This is a genomic window from Phenylobacterium sp. NIBR 498073, from assembly GCF_027286305.1.
Taxonomy (GTDB): domain Bacteria; phylum Pseudomonadota; class Alphaproteobacteria; order Caulobacterales; family Caulobacteraceae; genus Phenylobacterium.
This window is the reverse complement of sequence record NZ_CP114599.1, coordinates 3,136,044-3,149,578: the sequence shown is the minus strand read 5'-3', so window position 1 is coordinate 3,149,578 and position 13,535 is coordinate 3,136,044. Positions and strand designations below refer to the sequence as shown.

The window sequence follows — 13,535 nt, the reverse complement described above, 5'->3', positions numbered from 1 at the left end:
TATCCTGGCGATGACGTGGAAACGTGATGGCTGACGACAAGGAACGCGCACACGGGGCCTGGCGGGCCGCCGAGCGGATCAAGCGCCTCTCCGACCGACTGGTCGGGGTCGGGCCGGTCGGGATTGGGCTGGACGGCGTCCTGGCCTGGGTGCCGGTGGCCGGCACCGCCTACAGCCTCGGGGCAGGCGGGTTGCTGCTCTATCAGGGCGTGGTGGCCGGCGCCTCGTTGCCGACCCTGGCGCGGATGGCGGCCTACCTGCTGCTGGATTCGGCCGCCTCGGTGCCGCCGGTGGTCGGCTGGGCGGTGGATACCCTGTTTCCCGGCCATCTGATGGCCGCAGGCGCGCTGCAAAAGGACATCGAGGCGCGGCACGGCCCGGCGGAGCTTCCGCCGACCTGGTACGGCAAGCCCGGACGGCGTGCGAAGGCGGTGAAGGTCGCGCCCAGGATCGTCTAGAACGCGGAGACACGGCGATGTTCAAGCACGTGAAGTTCGCTGGACTGCCGGTGAGCGACCAGGATCGGGCGGTCGCCTTCTATCGTGACGTGATGGGCCTGACCCTGGCGGCGGACCAGCACTACGGCAGCGGCTGGCGCTGGATCGAGTTCGAAGTGCCGGGCTCCCCGACCAAGATCCTGTTCGAGAAACGCGCCAACGAGGCGCCCGGCGAGCAGCCGAGCCTGATCCTGGTCGTCGCCGACGTCGACGCCGCCTTTCGGGAACTGAGCGGCCGCAATGTCGTGTTCGACCAGGATCCGATCGACGCGCCCTGGTCGCCGAAGGAGCGCTACGCCCTGCTGCGCGACAGCGAGGGCAATCTGGTGATGCTCGGGTCGGGTTAGGCCGAGGCCGGGGCGACGCTCTGCAGGACTTCGAAGCCTTCGAACTGCGGATGGCCGGCATAGAGCGGCTTGTTGTCCCCGGCGCCCTTGTGCGCGAGGCGGAAGGCCTCGGACTTGGTCCAGGCCTCGAAGGCGCCCTTGGACGCCCAGCGCGAATGCGAGGCGTAGAGCGTGTGATCGTCGTGCTCAGGACCGCGCAGCAGACTGAAGCCTAGGAAGCCCGGAACCTGCTCCAGGTGCGTCTCGCGCGACAGCCACACGGCTTCGAAGGCGCTCTCCTGTCCGCGCAGGACCTGAAAGCGGTTCATGGCGATGAACATGGCGTACTCCTGATTGGGCGCGCGCCAGTCTGCCCCGGACGGGGCCGGCGTTCCAGCCTCGCGGGCGGTTCAGGCCTTTTCGAGCTGGGCGTAGCCCATCTGTTCGTTGAGCCGGTCGAGCACCTCGATCGCCGCCTCGGGCACCACCGTGCCGGGGGTGAAGATCGCGGCCACGCCGGCGTCGCGCAGGGCCTGGAAGTCCTCGGGCGGAATCACCCCGCCGACCACGACCAGGATGTCCGCACGCCCCAGCTTGGCGAGTTCGTCCTTCAGTTCCGGCACCAGGGTCAGGTGGCCCGCGGCCAGCGAACTGGCGCCGACCACGTGGACGTTCTCGGCGACGGCCTGGGCGGCGGCTTCGGCTGGGGTCTGGAACAGGTTGCCGATGTCGACGTCGAAGCCGAGGTCGGCGAAGCCGGAGGCGATCACCTTCTGGCCGCGGTCGTGGCCGTCCTGGCCCATCTTGGCGATCATCACCCGCGGCTTGCGCCCGTCGGCCTGGCGGAAGGCCTCAGTCATGGCCTTGGCGCGCTGGGCCTGGGGCGTGGCGCCGGATTCGCGCAGATAGACGCCGGTGACGGCGGAGGCCTCGGCGGCATGGCGACCGAAGACCTTTTCCAGAGCCAGGCTGATCTCGCCCACCGTCGCCTTGGCGCGGGCGGCGTTGACCGACAGTTCCAGCAGGTTGCCGTTCCCGGCCGCGCCTTCGGTCAGGGCGGTGAGGGCGGCCTCGACGGCGGCGGGATCGCGCTCGGCGCGCAGGCGCTGCAGCTTTTCCAGCTGGCGCTCGCGCACGGCGGTGTTGTCGACCTTGAGCACCGGGATCTCGTCGGCGACGTCGGGCTTGTAGCGGTTGACGCCGACGACGCTCTGGCGGCCGGCGTCGATGCGGGCCTGGGTGCGGGCGCTGGCCTCCTCGATGCGGCGCTTGGGCAGGCCGTCCTCGATGGCCTTGGCCATGCCGCCCAGGGCCTCGACCTCAGCGATGTGCTCGAGGGCGCGAGCGGCGAGGTCGGCGGTCAGCCGTTCGACATAGTAGGAGCCGCCCCAGGGATCGACGACGCGGGTCTGGCCGCTCTCGAGTTGCAGGAACAGCTGGGTGTTGCGCGCGATCCGGGCCGAGAAGTCGGTCGGCAGGGCCAGCGCCTCGTCCAGCGAGTTGGTGTGCAGGCTCTGGGTCTGGCCGCCGGTGGCGGCGATCGCCTCGACCAGGGTGCGGGGCACGTTGTTGTAGACATCGTGCGCCGCCAGGCTCCAGCCGCTGGTCTGGGTGTGGGCGCGCAGGGATAGCGAGCGGGAGTCCTTGGGGTCGAACTCGTCCTTCATCAGCTTGGCCCAGAGCAGGCGGCCGGCCCGCTGCTTGGCGATTTCCATGAAGGCGTTCATCCCCGCGTTCCAGAAGAACGACAGCCGCGGCGCAAACTGGTCGACGCCCATGCCGGCGGCGACGCCGGCGCGCACGTACTCGACGCCGTCGGCCAGGGTGTAGGCCAGTTCCAGGTCCAGCGTCGCACCGGCTTCCTGGATGTGATAGCCGCTGATCGAGATCGAGTTGAACTTCGGCATTTCGCGCGAAGTGTATGAAAAGATGTCGGAAATTATCCGCATCGAGGGCGCGGGCGGATAGATGTAGGTGTTCCGGACCAGGAACTCCTTGAGGATGTCGTTCTGGATCGTGCCCGACAGCTTGGCGTGCGGCACGCCCTGTTCCTCGGCCGCCACGATGTAGAGCGCCAGGATCGGCAGCACCGCGCCGTTCATGGTCATCGAGACACTCATCTTGTCGAGCGGGATTCCGTCGAACAGCGTGCGCATGTCGAGGATGGAGTCGATGGCGACGCCGGCCATGCCGACGTCGCCCTTCACCCGCGGGTGATCGCTGTCGTAGCCGCGGTGAGTGGCCAGGTCGAAGGCGACCGACAGGCCCATCTGCCCGGCGGCCAGGTTGCGGCGATAGAAAGCGTTGGAGTCCTCAGCCGTGGAGAAGCCCGCATACTGACGGACCGTCCAGGGGTTGGTGAGGTACATGGTCGGGTAGGGACCGCGCACGAACGGCGCGAGGCCCGGATAGCCGGTGGCGAGGCCGGCGATGTCGGCCGGGCCGTAGGACGGGCGAACGGCGATGCCTTCCGGCGTCTCCCAGGCGGCGCCCGTTGCTGGCGGCGACGCGACGCCCTCGGCGTCGAAGGGCAGGTTGGCGAAGTCGGGGAACTGGCTCATCGGGCGGCCTCGTGCGGCGCGGCGATACGGATGGGGGCGAGCGGCGGGCAGCGGCCGTCGGGACCCGGCAGGCGCGGCGATGGAGCCTCGGTCGAAACAGGACTGGGACGCTCGACCTCGACCGGCGCGTCCTCGGTCGGCGGGAAGGCGGTGACGCCGACGATCTTCGGCGGGCCGGCGGCCTTGCGCGCCGCGCAGGTGGCGGCGACGTGGGCGGCGACGTGACCCGAGGCCAGGGCCGCTACGACGCCGCCCTCCGCCTCGATCGCCTGGAACTGGGCCCAGGCGGCGCGGGCCATCTCATCGGTGAGCGCCTCGATGTAGCCCGAGCCGGCGGCGGGGTCGGCGACCCGGCCGAGGTGGGCCTCCTCCATCAGCACCAGCTGGGTGTTGCGGCTCTGGCGGCGGGCGAAGGCCGTGGGCAGCCCGATCGCATCGGTAAAGGCGCCCAGCACCACCGCGTCGGCGCCCCCGACGGCGGCGCCGAACCCGGCCGAAGTCAGGCGCAGCATGTTGGTCCAGGGATCCTGGGCGGCCAGCATGCGCTGTGAAGACCGGGCCTCGATCCGGGCCGGGGCGGTCGCGCCACAGGCCTTGGTGAGCTGGGCCCACAGCACGCGGGCGGCGCGGAGCTTGGCGAGAGAGGCGAAGTAGTCGGCGTCGGCGGACAGGCCCAGATGGATCCCGGAGAACGCCTGATCCATGGTCAGGCCGGCGCGCACCAGCGCCTTGGCGTAGGCGAGCGCCGAGGCGAGCATGAAGGCCAGTTCGCCGGCCTCGCCGCCGCCGGCCTCGTGGATCACTCGCCCCGAGGCCAGGAACAGCCCGGCCTTGGGGTAGGATTCGGCCAGACGGGCGCCGACCGTGGCGGCCGAGACCAGGTGGCTCTCGATGGGGCCCGGGCTCTCGCCGGCCTGGGCGAAGGCGCCGAGCGGATCCAAGTGGAACGAGAGCAGGGCGTTGGGCGAGCCCTTGGCGGCCGCGGCGAGCCAGTCGGCCGCCTTCGGGCCGAGGAAGCCCGCATCCAGCGCCACCGGAGCCAGCTCCAGCATCACCCCGTCGAGCACCCGCGCCAGGTCGGCGGCCGAGCCGACAGCCACGCCGCCCGCGCCGGTCGGGTCGATGCAGACGAGGCCGGACGCTGCGCCGCCCTCCAGGTCGGTCAGCAGGTCGGCGCGGGCACGCGCCGGATCGGGATGGGCGACGGCGGCCCTCAGGTCCCACGGGCGTTCGGCGTCATGCGGCCGCGGCGCGAACTTCGGCCCCTCACGCCCGGCTTCGTAAAGCGGAGCGATGGGCAGCCCCTCGAGCGTGGTGCGCTGAAGGCTCTCGAAGGGGGCGTCCTTCAGGGTCTTTTCCACCAGGGCGCGCCAGTCGGCGGCGGTGGCGGGCGGGAAGGCGCCGGAAGCGATCGAAGTGTCGGTCATCACCCTGTCATTGCGACCTGACCAAGCGACGCGTCAAGTTCACGCGGGGTCAGGCGGTGCGGGGACGCTTGCGTGGCATGAATTTTTGTGTGTACGCTGTAAAAATTAGATCGACACATCTCATAAGGACGACCCAATGGCCTTGCCCCCCATTCTCGCAGAGCGCCTGCGCATTCCGGTGATCGGCTCGCCGCTGTTCATCATCTCCGGCCCGGAACTCGTGATCGCCCAGTGCAAGGCGGGGATCGTCGGTTCGTTCCCGGCGCTCAATGCGCGTCCGGCGAGCCAGCTCGACGAATGGCTGGCCCAGATCACTGAGGAACTGGCCGACTGGGACCGCAAGAATCCGGACCGTCCCTCGGCGCCGTTCGCGATGAACCAGATCGTTCACAAGACCAACGACCGGCTCGAGCACGACGTCGAGATGGCCGTGAAGTACAAGGTGCCGGTGACCATCACCTCGCTCGGCGCGCGCGAAGATGTGAACAAGGCGATCCACTCGTACGGCGGCGTGGTGCTGCATGACGTGATCAACGACCGCTTCGCCCGCAAGGCGGTGGAGAAGGGGGCCGACGGCCTGATCCCGGTCGCCGCCGGCGCCGGCGGTCACGCCGGTCACCTGTCGCCGTTCGCGCTGATCCAGGAACTGCGCGAGTGGTTCGATGGTCCGATCGCGCTGTCGGGTTCGATCGCCAACGGCGCTGCGATCCTGGGCGCCCAGGCTATGGGCGCGGACCTCGCCTATATCGGCTCGGCCTTCATCGCGACGAAGGAAGCCAATGCGGTGCAGGGCTATAAGGACATGATCGTCGCCAGCAGCGGCGACGACATCGTCTATTCGAACCTGTTCACCGGCGTGCACGGCAACTACCTGCGTCCGTCGATCGAGGCCGCGGGCCTGGACCCGGACAACCTGCCGGAATCGGATCCGTCGAAGATGAGCTTCGGTTCGGGCGGCAACCAGAAGGCCAAGGCCTGGAAGGACATCTGGGGCTGCGGTCAGGGGATCGGCGCGATCAAGGAGATTCCGAGCGCCGGAGAAATGATCGATCGGCTGGCCGCCGAATACGAGGCCGCCAAGGCCGCGCTGGCGGCGAAGACCTCGCTGACCCGCGGCAGCGCTCTGGCTATGGCGGCCGAGTAGGGGCTTCAAAACGAAAGCGGCGGGAAGGTTTCCCTTCCCGCCGCCGCCGTTGAACGCGAAGCGTTCGTTGGTCTTATCGGAACAGTCCGAGCAGGCTGCTCGACGACTGGTTGGCGATGCTGAGGGCCTGCACGCCAAGCTGTTGCTTGGTCTGCAGCGCTTGCAGCTTCGCGCTTTCCTTCGCCAGGTCGGCGTCGACCAGGTTACCGACCCCGGCGTCCAGGGTGTCCTGGAGCTTCATGACGTTGGTCATGTGGGTATCGAGCGCCTTGGCGCCGGTGCCGAGCTTCGAGAGGGCCGAGGAGACGTCCTGGATGGCGTCTTCCACTTCCTTCACGTCCGCCGAGGTCACGCCGTTGGTCAGGGTGGCCAGGGTGGCGGCGATCTTGGCGTTCGACTTCGACAGGACGACGTGGTCGATGTCGATGGTCGCGGTGGCGTCGGCGTTGGCGATCGCCTTGATGCTCGCGCTATTGACCGAAGTCGTCGAGATCAGGTTGACGCCGTCGAAGGTGGCGTTGTTGGCGATCGTGTCGATCTGGTCGCGCAGCGACTTGTATTCGTCGCTGAGCGCCGCCTTGGAGGCGGTCGACAGGCCCGCTTCAGTCGCCGCCAGGACCTTTTCCTTCATCTGGACGAGGATGTCCGAGATGGCGGTGCCGGCCGACATGGCGACGTCAGCCACAGACTGGCCGCGTTGCAGCGACGAGATGACCGAATTGAGGGAGGCCGATTCAGCGCGTTGGTTCTGGGCGATGGCCCAGATGGCGCCGTTGTCCTTGGCGGTGGAGATCTTCTGGCCGGTGTTGATCCGGTTCTGAACGATGCCGAGGTCTTTGTTCGTGGCGTTCAGGTTTTGCAGCGCGATCATCGCGCCTTTGTTCGTGTTGACCGAATTCATCGACATACACTTGGTTCCTTTTCTCGGAGACCGACGTCATTTTGACTGCCGGAGGCGTTTTGCCTGCGGGACTCCTGAGCAAGGGTCGGGCCAGTTTTGGCCGTTAACCAATCATCGTTGATCCGCTTGAGGTTTTTCGCAGATCGTCGTCGCGGGCGCGGCTTTCCAGGCGCTGGGCAAGGTCAAACACGGTAAATTCTGCCGTCCAGGCACGGCAAAAACTGCGCCCCTGGGTGGGCAGGTTCTGCCGGTCGGCGCCGGCGACAGGGCCGATCCGACCGCTTGCAGGTTTTCTAAGGACACAAAAAGCTCAAACCGCTGGCGCGGCGTCCGAGCCCCGACCATGCTCCGCGCGACTTTCAGTAGGAGCTTTCCATGGCGCAGGCGCGCAAACGCGGCGGCATCTTCGCCTCATTCGGCTTTCAGGTCCTGGCCGGCATGGCGCTGGGCCTGGGGTTGGGGCTGCTGGCGCGCCAACTGGGTTCTGAGGCCGGGCAGGCGGGGCATGGCCTGTCGGAGGCCTTGCGGCTGGCGGGAGCGACCTTCATCCAGCTCCTACGCGTGCTGGTGCCGCCGTTGGTGTTCACCGCCATCGTCGCCAGCATCGCGAACCTGCGCGAGTTGCAGAACGCCGCAGCGCTCGTCTGGCGCACGCTGTTCTGGTTCGCGGCGACCGCCCTGATCGCCGTCAGCATCGGCATCGTCCTGGGCCTGGCGCTCAAGCCGGGGCTCAACACCACCGTCGCGGCGGCGGCTGCGGGGGTCTCGCAGACCAGCGGCTCCTGGCTCGATTTCCTCACCGGCCTCGTGCCCTCGAACATGCTGGGCTTGGCGGCGTCCACGACCCTGGCGGACGACGGCGCCAAGACGACGCTGTCGTTCAACGTGCTGCAGATCGTGGTTATCTCCCTCGTCACCGGCATCGCGGCGCTGAAGTCGGGCGCGGCGGCCGAGCCGTTCCTGGCGTTCAACGCCTCGGCGCTGGCCATCGTGCGCAAGATCCTATGGTGGGTGATCCGCCTCACTCCGATCGGCACCATCGGCCTGTTCGGCAACGCCGTGGCGCACTACGGATGGGACGCGCTGGCGCAGCTGGGCGCCTTCGCCCTGGCCGTATATGCGGGCCTGGGTCTGGTGCTGTTCGTCGTCTACCCCACCCTGCTGCTTGCCAATGGATTGAATCCGCTGAAATTCTTCGCCGGGGCCTGGCCGGCGATCCAGCTCGGCTTCGTCTCGCGTTCGTCGATAGGAACCCTGCCGGTGACACAGACGGTGGCCGAAAGCGCGCTGGGCGTGCCGCGGTCCTACGCCGCCTTCGCCGTGCCCCTGGGCGCGACGACCAAGATGGACGGCTGCGCGGCGATCTATCCGGCCGTGGCGGCGATCTTCGTGGCGCAGTTCTACAATGTGCCGCTGGCGGTGAGCGACTACTTCCTGATCGTCTTCGTCTCGGTGATCGGGTCGGCGGCGACGGCCGGGCTGACCGGAGCGGTGGTGATGCTCACCCTGACGCTCTCGACCCTGGGCCTGCCGCTGGAAGGCGTGGGGCTGCTGCTGGCGATTGATCCGATCCTCGATATGGGCCGCACCGCGACCAACGTCGCGGGCCAGGCGCTGGTGCCGACGCTGGTCGCCAAGCAGCAGGGCATGCTGAACATGGAAGTCTACAACGCCGCATCGGGCGACCTGCCGACTGAGCCGGACCAAACGACGCAGCGCGCCGCCTGAGGCCTATCGCCGTCTGTCCAGGCGGAAAAACCCGCCCTAGGATCGAACTGTTACGGGCGGAGGGCGAATGGGCGACGAGGGGCGGAAGGGCGACTGGCGAAACGCCGGCGCCGGCGGCGAAGCGCTGCTCCAGGCGATGCTTGACGCGCCCTCGATGTTGGCCGGGGTCGTCGAGCCCCTGGCGGACGATTATCGCTTCGTCATGGCCAATCGGGGGGCGTGCGAATTCTATGGCTGTGCGCCAGGCGCCCTCAACGGTCGAACTGGGCGCGACCTGGGCGTGGCGAGCGACCAGATCGGCGGGCGGCTCGAGGTCCTGCATCGGGTGCTGCTGGGCGGGACGGCCGAGACGATCGAGTATTCGTTCCGCTTTCCGAGCGGTCGCCAGGGCTGGTTCCTCGGAACCTTCACGCCGCTGGCGGAGGCCGCTGGGCAGGTGGCGTTCATCATCATCGACATCACGCAGCAGCACCTCGCGCAGACCGAGGCCGAGCGTCAGGGCGAGCGGTTGACGCTGGCGCTGAACGCGACCGAACTCGGGTTCTGGGAGTACGATGTCGCCACCGACCGGGTGGATTGGGACGGGCGAACTCGGCGAATGTTCGGCCTGCCGGCAGAAGGCGACATCAACTACGCGACCTATGCGGCCGCGGTCCATGTTGAGGACTTCCCGGCCACCCGCACCGCTTACGATGCGGCGATGGCCGGTGAGAACGACGGGCATTATGTGGTCGAGCACCGCACGACGGCCGGCGGCGAGGGCGGGTCTGCGGTCTGGGTCCGCGGCGCGGCGCGCGTATCGTTCGACGGCCTGGGACGTCCGGTCCGGGTGATCGGCACCTCGCAGGACATCACCGCCCAGGTGGCGGCGCGGCAGCGGCAGGATCTGCTGCTCGCCGAGCTGAACCATCGCGTGAAGAACAATCTGGCCGCGGTGCAGGCGATCGCCTCGCAGACCATGCGCGGCGCGCCGGACGACCCCGCGGCGTTCCGGGCGGCGTTCGACAGCCGCCTGCAGTCGCTGGCTCGCGGCCACGACCTGCTGACCCGCAACGTCTGGGAGGCGGCCGACCTGCGCGACGTGATCGAGGCCGCGCTGGCGCCGTTCGCGGCCGAGGGGTTCGCCATCGACGGGCCCGAGGCGCCGGCGCCGCTGGGTCCCGAGATGGCCGTCAACCTGGTGATGGTGCTGAACGAGCTGGCGACCAATGCGGCCAAGTACGGCGCATTGTCCGGGGCAGGGCGGGTCTCGATCGTCTGGCGCGTGGACGGCGAGCGCCTGCAGCTGCACTGGCGCGAGCGCGGAGGGCCGCGGGTGATCCCGCCGAAGCGCACCGGATTCGGCACGCGGCTGACGCTCAGCGCGCTGCAGGCCTATGGCGGGACCGTCGAACTGGACTTTCCGCCCGAGGGGGCGGAGTGCCGGATGAGCGCCCTGCTGGCGCGACGCTAGGAGATCAGCGTCGCCTGCAGCGTGATCTCGGCGTTGAGCAGCCTGGAGACCGGACAGTTCTTCTCGGCCATCCGGGCCAGCTCATCGAACTTGACCTGGTTGATCCCCGGCACCTTGGCCTGCAGGGTGAGCGCAGAGCGGTCGATCCTGAAGCCTTCGCCATCCGAGACCAGCGACACCGCCGCTTCCGTGGAGAGCTCCTCGGCGGCCAAGCCGGCGCGCTGGATCAGGAAGGCGAGTTGCATGGTGAAGCAGCCGGCGTGGGCTGCGGCGATCAGCTCCTCCGGGTTGGTTCCGGGCGTGTCCTCGAACCGGGTCTTGAAGCTGTAGGGCGTGGCCGACAGCGCCCCGGAATCGGTGGTCAGATCGCCGTCGCCGTCACGGCCGGTTCCGCGCCAAACCGCGCGCGCCTTGCGGATCATGCTCGCCTCCTGAGATGGGATCGCCCCTGAACGAGCGATAAACGCCGCACGCGCCGATTGGATCACTTGCGGCCGTTCATCTCGTCGCCGGCGTCGCGGGGCAGCGGGATGAAGAAGACCAGCGAGATCAGGGTGATCAGGCCGGTGACTACGAAAGCGGGCGAGATCGCCGCGGCGGTCAACTGGTCTTCGCCGCGTGCGACCATGAAGAAGTGCATCAGCGCCGCGGCCAGCCCAATACCGACCGACTGCACAAGCTGTTGCACCATTGAGGACGTGGTCGAAGCGCGGCTCATGCGGTCCTGGCCGATGTCAGCGAAGGCCAGGCCGTTGAGGCTGGTGAAGTGCAGCGAGCGGAAGAAGCCGCCGATGCCAAGGATCAACAGGATCAGCCAGTGCGGCGTGGTCGGGGTGAAGAGGCCATAGGCCACGAAGCTGACGGCGACGATCAGGGCGTTGACGACCAGCACCGAGCGGAAGCCGAAGCGGCGCAGGATCGGCGGGGCCGTCGTCTTCATCACCAGGGCCCCCGCGGCTGAGATGAAGGTCATCAGGCCCGCTTGGATCGCCGATAGGCCGAAGCCGACCTGGAGCAGCATGGCGAGCATGAACGGGGTGGCGCCCATGGCGATGCGCATGAAGGCGCCGCCGATCACCGAGGCGCGGAAGGTCTGCAGCCGGAACACGGAGAGATCGAGGATGGCGTGCGGATTGCCCCGCGCGTGGCGCCAGTAGACGACCAGCGCCGCCAGACCGCCGAAGAACATCGCCGCAACCAGGACGTCGGGCAGCAGGCCGCGGCCGAGGTTCTCGAAGCCGAAGATCAGGCCGGCCAGCCCAAGGCCGGTGAGCAGCGTGCCCTTCCAGTCGATGGGCGAGACCTCCTGCTCCTTGACGTTGGGCACGTAGCGCATGACCAGCAGCAGCCCGACCACGGCGACGGGGATGCTCAGGAAGAAGATCCAGCGCCAGTCGGCGAAGGTGACGATCGCGCCGCCGACGATCGGCCCGATGACCGGGCCGAGCAGGGCCGGCATGGTCATCACCGACATCGCGCCGACCAACTCCTCCTTGGGCGTAGTGCGCAGCAGGACGAGCCGGCCGACGGGGGCCATCATGGCCCCGCCGACGCCCTGGAAGATGCGGGCGATGACCAGCTGGGTCAGGTCCTGGGCGAAACCGCAGGCCGCCGAGGCGAGCGCGAAAAGCACCATCGAGACCATGAAGATCCGCTTGGCGCCGAACTTGTCGGCGACCCAGCCGCTGATCGGCAGGAAAACCGCCGAGGCCAGCAGGAACATGGTGATGGCGAGGTTCAGGCGCAGCGGCGGCTCGCCCAGCGCCACGGCCATGGTCGGCAGCGCGTTGGCGATCACCGTCGCGTTCATCGTCTGCATGAGCATGGCCGACCCGATGATCGCCGGGATCACCCAGCCGCGGGTCGTGGCGGTGGAGCCCTTGTCTCCAAGCGGCTGGTCCACCGGGCTCACTGGTCCTGCTCCAGCAGTTGCAGCAGCGGCGGGCCGGCTGCGGCGAGGGCGGCGCGGGCCTCGGGCGTCAGCCGCGCCAGACGGTCGGCGAGCCAGTCGTTGCGGCGCTGGCGGACCGCGTCGAGCTGGGCTTCGCCCGCTGGCGTGATCTGCAGGCCTGAGCGACGCCCGTCCTCTTGGTCGCCGAAGCGCTGGATCCAGCCCGCGGCCTCCAGCCGCTTGATGTGGCCGCTCATGCTGGGGCGCGAGATCTGCTCGGCCTGGGCCAGCTCGCTGACGCCGACACCGGGGCGCCGGCGGATGTAGCCGAGGATCAGCGCGTCGAGCGCAGAGCTGCCTGCGCGCTGGGCCTCCTGGCGCAGCCGCCGCGCCGCCCGCAGGAGCGGTGCGCGAAGGCTGTCGGCGAGGGCGAGCGTCTCTGGCGAATTCGGCATGACATGTAGTTAGGTTTGCGAACTATCTAAGTCAAATGCACGATTAACGGGAACGCGTCTCCAGGTTCGCGAATTGGAAGAGTGGCTGGGCTAATGTGAGGCAACGACGATGGGCGCCGAGCGAGGCTTACCGTCCGACCTGATGTTCCGCCTCGCCGCGGAGGTGCGCGGCGCGACGCGGCGAATGTCGCAGGAGCAGGTGCTGGAGTTGGCCGACATGCTGCATGACGAGATCCGGGAACGCCGGGCGGCGCGGTCCTGGCGGCCGGGGCGCGCGCAGAACGGCGCGCGCTGCTAGGGCGTCAGCGCGCGCCGGGCCTGGCGGACGCCGGCCGCGAGCGCGCGGGCCTGCGCGGCCAGTTCGTCGAGCACCTTCAGCCGCCAGTCGGCGGGTTCGCCGCGCGAGGCGCCGGCGCGGGCGCGTTCGGCAGTCGCGAAAGCCTCGCGCGCCGCCGCCTGACAGTCGGAGAGGCCGGTGATGAAGCCGCCCTCGGCGCCGGCCCGCCAGGCCTCGCGGGCGGCGAGCCGCGCCCGGGCGCGCGCGTGCAGCGCGGCGGCTGGGGCCGGGGCCCGAGGCTCCGGCGCCATTCCGGACCAGGAGACGCCTCGGCAGCGGCTCAGTTCGCGCTGCGCGAGCGTTGTCCGCGCCGCCTCGGCGGCGGCTTCGGCGACGATCAGCCGGTCAAGCTCGTTCATTCGAGGAATGTATAATATATACACTTCTTCGGCAACCGATACCTGACGGTTCAAGGCGCGGCGACCGCGCTCAACCTTCGCTGAGGATGATCCGGCGCGCCTGGTAGGGTGGGATGATTGCGGTGATGTGCGCGGCCCAGCGCAGCCGGGCGTCGCGGCGGGTGGGCCCAGCGACGCTCTCAAGATCGTAGAGTCCTGGCCCTGAGCCGCGCAACAGGCGTTTGACCAGCACCTCGTCGGTGTCGGTCTCGACCACCACCACCTGGCCCAGCATGTCCGGGCTGGGGGAGCTGCGCTGATCCTCGAAATAGATCAGTGCGCCATCGTCGGCCAAGCCGCGCATAGAATGGGGGGCCTACGCGGGGTTCTTCAAGGTCACCGGGACCGGCGCGGCGCTCGCCCTCGCTCTTGAGGTCAAGGCCGAGACCAACGGCAACAGCATCGTCTGCCGCAATC

The 13,535-nt window shown here is 68.8% G+C and carries 15 protein-coding genes; 6 read left to right on the top strand and 9 right to left on the bottom strand.

Annotated elements, in window-relative coordinates:
- The first annotated feature begins 26 nt into the window (after positions 1-26).
- Both O4N75_RS15800 and O4N75_RS15795 read left to right on the top strand, forming a co-directional pair.
- On the top strand, positions 27-458 hold the full coding sequence (locus tag O4N75_RS15800) for a DUF4112 domain-containing protein (protein WP_269626435.1): 432 nt from the start codon (positions 27-29) through the stop codon (positions 456-458).
- A gap of 17 nt (positions 459-475) precedes the next feature.
- A complete protein-coding gene (locus O4N75_RS15795) occupies positions 476-844 on the top strand; it encodes a VOC family protein (protein ID WP_269626434.1) in 369 nt (122 codons plus the stop codon).
- Here the strand turns inward: O4N75_RS15795 and O4N75_RS15790 are convergent.
- The 3 genes from O4N75_RS15790 to O4N75_RS15780 form a co-directional block, all read right to left on the bottom strand.
- A complete protein-coding gene (locus tag O4N75_RS15790; protein ID WP_269626433.1) occupies positions 841-1,164 on the bottom strand; it encodes an antibiotic biosynthesis monooxygenase in 324 nt (107 codons plus the stop codon). The two genes, O4N75_RS15795 and O4N75_RS15790, sit on opposite strands and share 4 nt — an antisense overlap.
- Positions 1,165-1,233: 69 nt before the next feature.
- Positions 1,234-3,384, bottom strand: a complete 2,151-nt coding sequence (scpA, locus tag O4N75_RS15785) for a methylmalonyl-CoA mutase (protein WP_269626432.1) — start codon at positions 3,382-3,384, stop codon at positions 1,234-1,236.
- Positions 3,381-4,811 carry a methylmalonyl-CoA mutase family protein gene (locus O4N75_RS15780; protein ID WP_269626431.1) on the bottom strand — a complete coding sequence of 477 codons (1,431 nt, stop codon included), beginning with the start codon at positions 4,809-4,811 and terminating at the stop codon, positions 3,381-3,383. The genes scpA and O4N75_RS15780 overlap by 4 nt, the downstream gene beginning before the upstream one ends.
- Before the next feature lie 136 nt (positions 4,812-4,947).
- Here O4N75_RS15780 and O4N75_RS15775 point away from each other — a divergent pair, with 136 nt between their 5' ends.
- Positions 4,948-5,955 carry a nitronate monooxygenase family protein gene (locus O4N75_RS15775; RefSeq protein WP_269626430.1) on the top strand — a complete coding sequence of 336 codons (1,008 nt, stop codon included), beginning with the start codon at positions 4,948-4,950 and terminating at the stop codon, positions 5,953-5,955.
- 73 nt (positions 5,956-6,028) lie between these two features.
- Here O4N75_RS15775 and O4N75_RS15770 read toward each other — a convergent pair whose 3' ends face one another.
- Positions 6,029-6,862: a flagellin gene (locus tag O4N75_RS15770; protein WP_267233185.1), complete on the bottom strand. Its 834-nt coding sequence runs from the start codon at positions 6,860-6,862 to the stop codon at positions 6,029-6,031.
- Positions 6,863-7,231: 369 nt separating this feature from the next.
- Between O4N75_RS15770 and O4N75_RS15765 the strand changes: the two genes are divergently transcribed.
- The gene (locus O4N75_RS15765) at positions 7,232-8,584 is read left to right on the top strand and encodes a dicarboxylate/amino acid:cation symporter (RefSeq protein WP_269626429.1); all 1,353 of its coding nucleotides are present in this window, start codon (positions 7,232-7,234) and stop codon (positions 8,582-8,584) included.
- Positions 8,585-8,651: 67 nt separating this feature from the next.
- Complete coding sequence (locus O4N75_RS15760; protein ID WP_269626428.1) at positions 8,652-10,037, top strand: HWE histidine kinase domain-containing protein; 1,386 nt, start codon at positions 8,652-8,654, stop codon at positions 10,035-10,037.
- Here the strand turns inward: O4N75_RS15760 and O4N75_RS15755 are convergent.
- The 3 genes from O4N75_RS15755 to O4N75_RS15745 form a co-directional block, all read right to left on the bottom strand.
- Positions 10,034-10,459 (bottom strand): OsmC family protein, encoded by a 426-nt coding sequence (locus tag O4N75_RS15755; protein WP_269626427.1) that lies wholly within the window; start codon positions 10,457-10,459, stop codon positions 10,034-10,036. The genes O4N75_RS15760 and O4N75_RS15755 overlap by 4 nt on opposite strands.
- 62 nt (positions 10,460-10,521) lie before the next feature.
- Positions 10,522-11,949, bottom strand: coding sequence for an MFS transporter (locus O4N75_RS15750; RefSeq protein WP_269626426.1), 1,428 nt, complete (start codon positions 11,947-11,949; stop codon positions 10,522-10,524).
- Positions 11,946-12,383, bottom strand: coding sequence for a MarR family transcriptional regulator (locus O4N75_RS15745; protein ID WP_269626425.1), 438 nt, complete (start codon positions 12,381-12,383; stop codon positions 11,946-11,948). Before O4N75_RS15745 ends, O4N75_RS15750 begins: the two co-directional genes overlap by 4 nt.
- Positions 12,384-12,492: 109 nt before the next feature.
- Between O4N75_RS15745 and O4N75_RS15740 the strand changes: the two genes are divergently transcribed.
- Positions 12,493-12,681, top strand: a complete 189-nt coding sequence (locus O4N75_RS15740; RefSeq protein WP_269626424.1) for a hypothetical protein — start codon at positions 12,493-12,495, stop codon at positions 12,679-12,681.
- Here O4N75_RS15740 and O4N75_RS15735 read toward each other — a convergent pair.
- Both O4N75_RS15735 and O4N75_RS15730 read right to left on the bottom strand, forming a co-directional pair.
- A complete protein-coding gene (locus O4N75_RS15735; RefSeq protein ID WP_269626423.1) occupies positions 12,678-13,133 on the bottom strand; it encodes a hypothetical protein in 456 nt (151 codons plus the stop codon). The two genes, O4N75_RS15740 and O4N75_RS15735, sit on opposite strands and share 4 nt — an antisense overlap.
- Positions 13,134-13,149: 16 nt before the next feature.
- Positions 13,150-13,422, bottom strand: coding sequence for a S24/S26 family peptidase (locus O4N75_RS15730; protein WP_269626422.1), 273 nt, complete (start codon positions 13,420-13,422; stop codon positions 13,150-13,152).
- Positions 13,423-13,535: the final 113 nt, after the last annotated feature.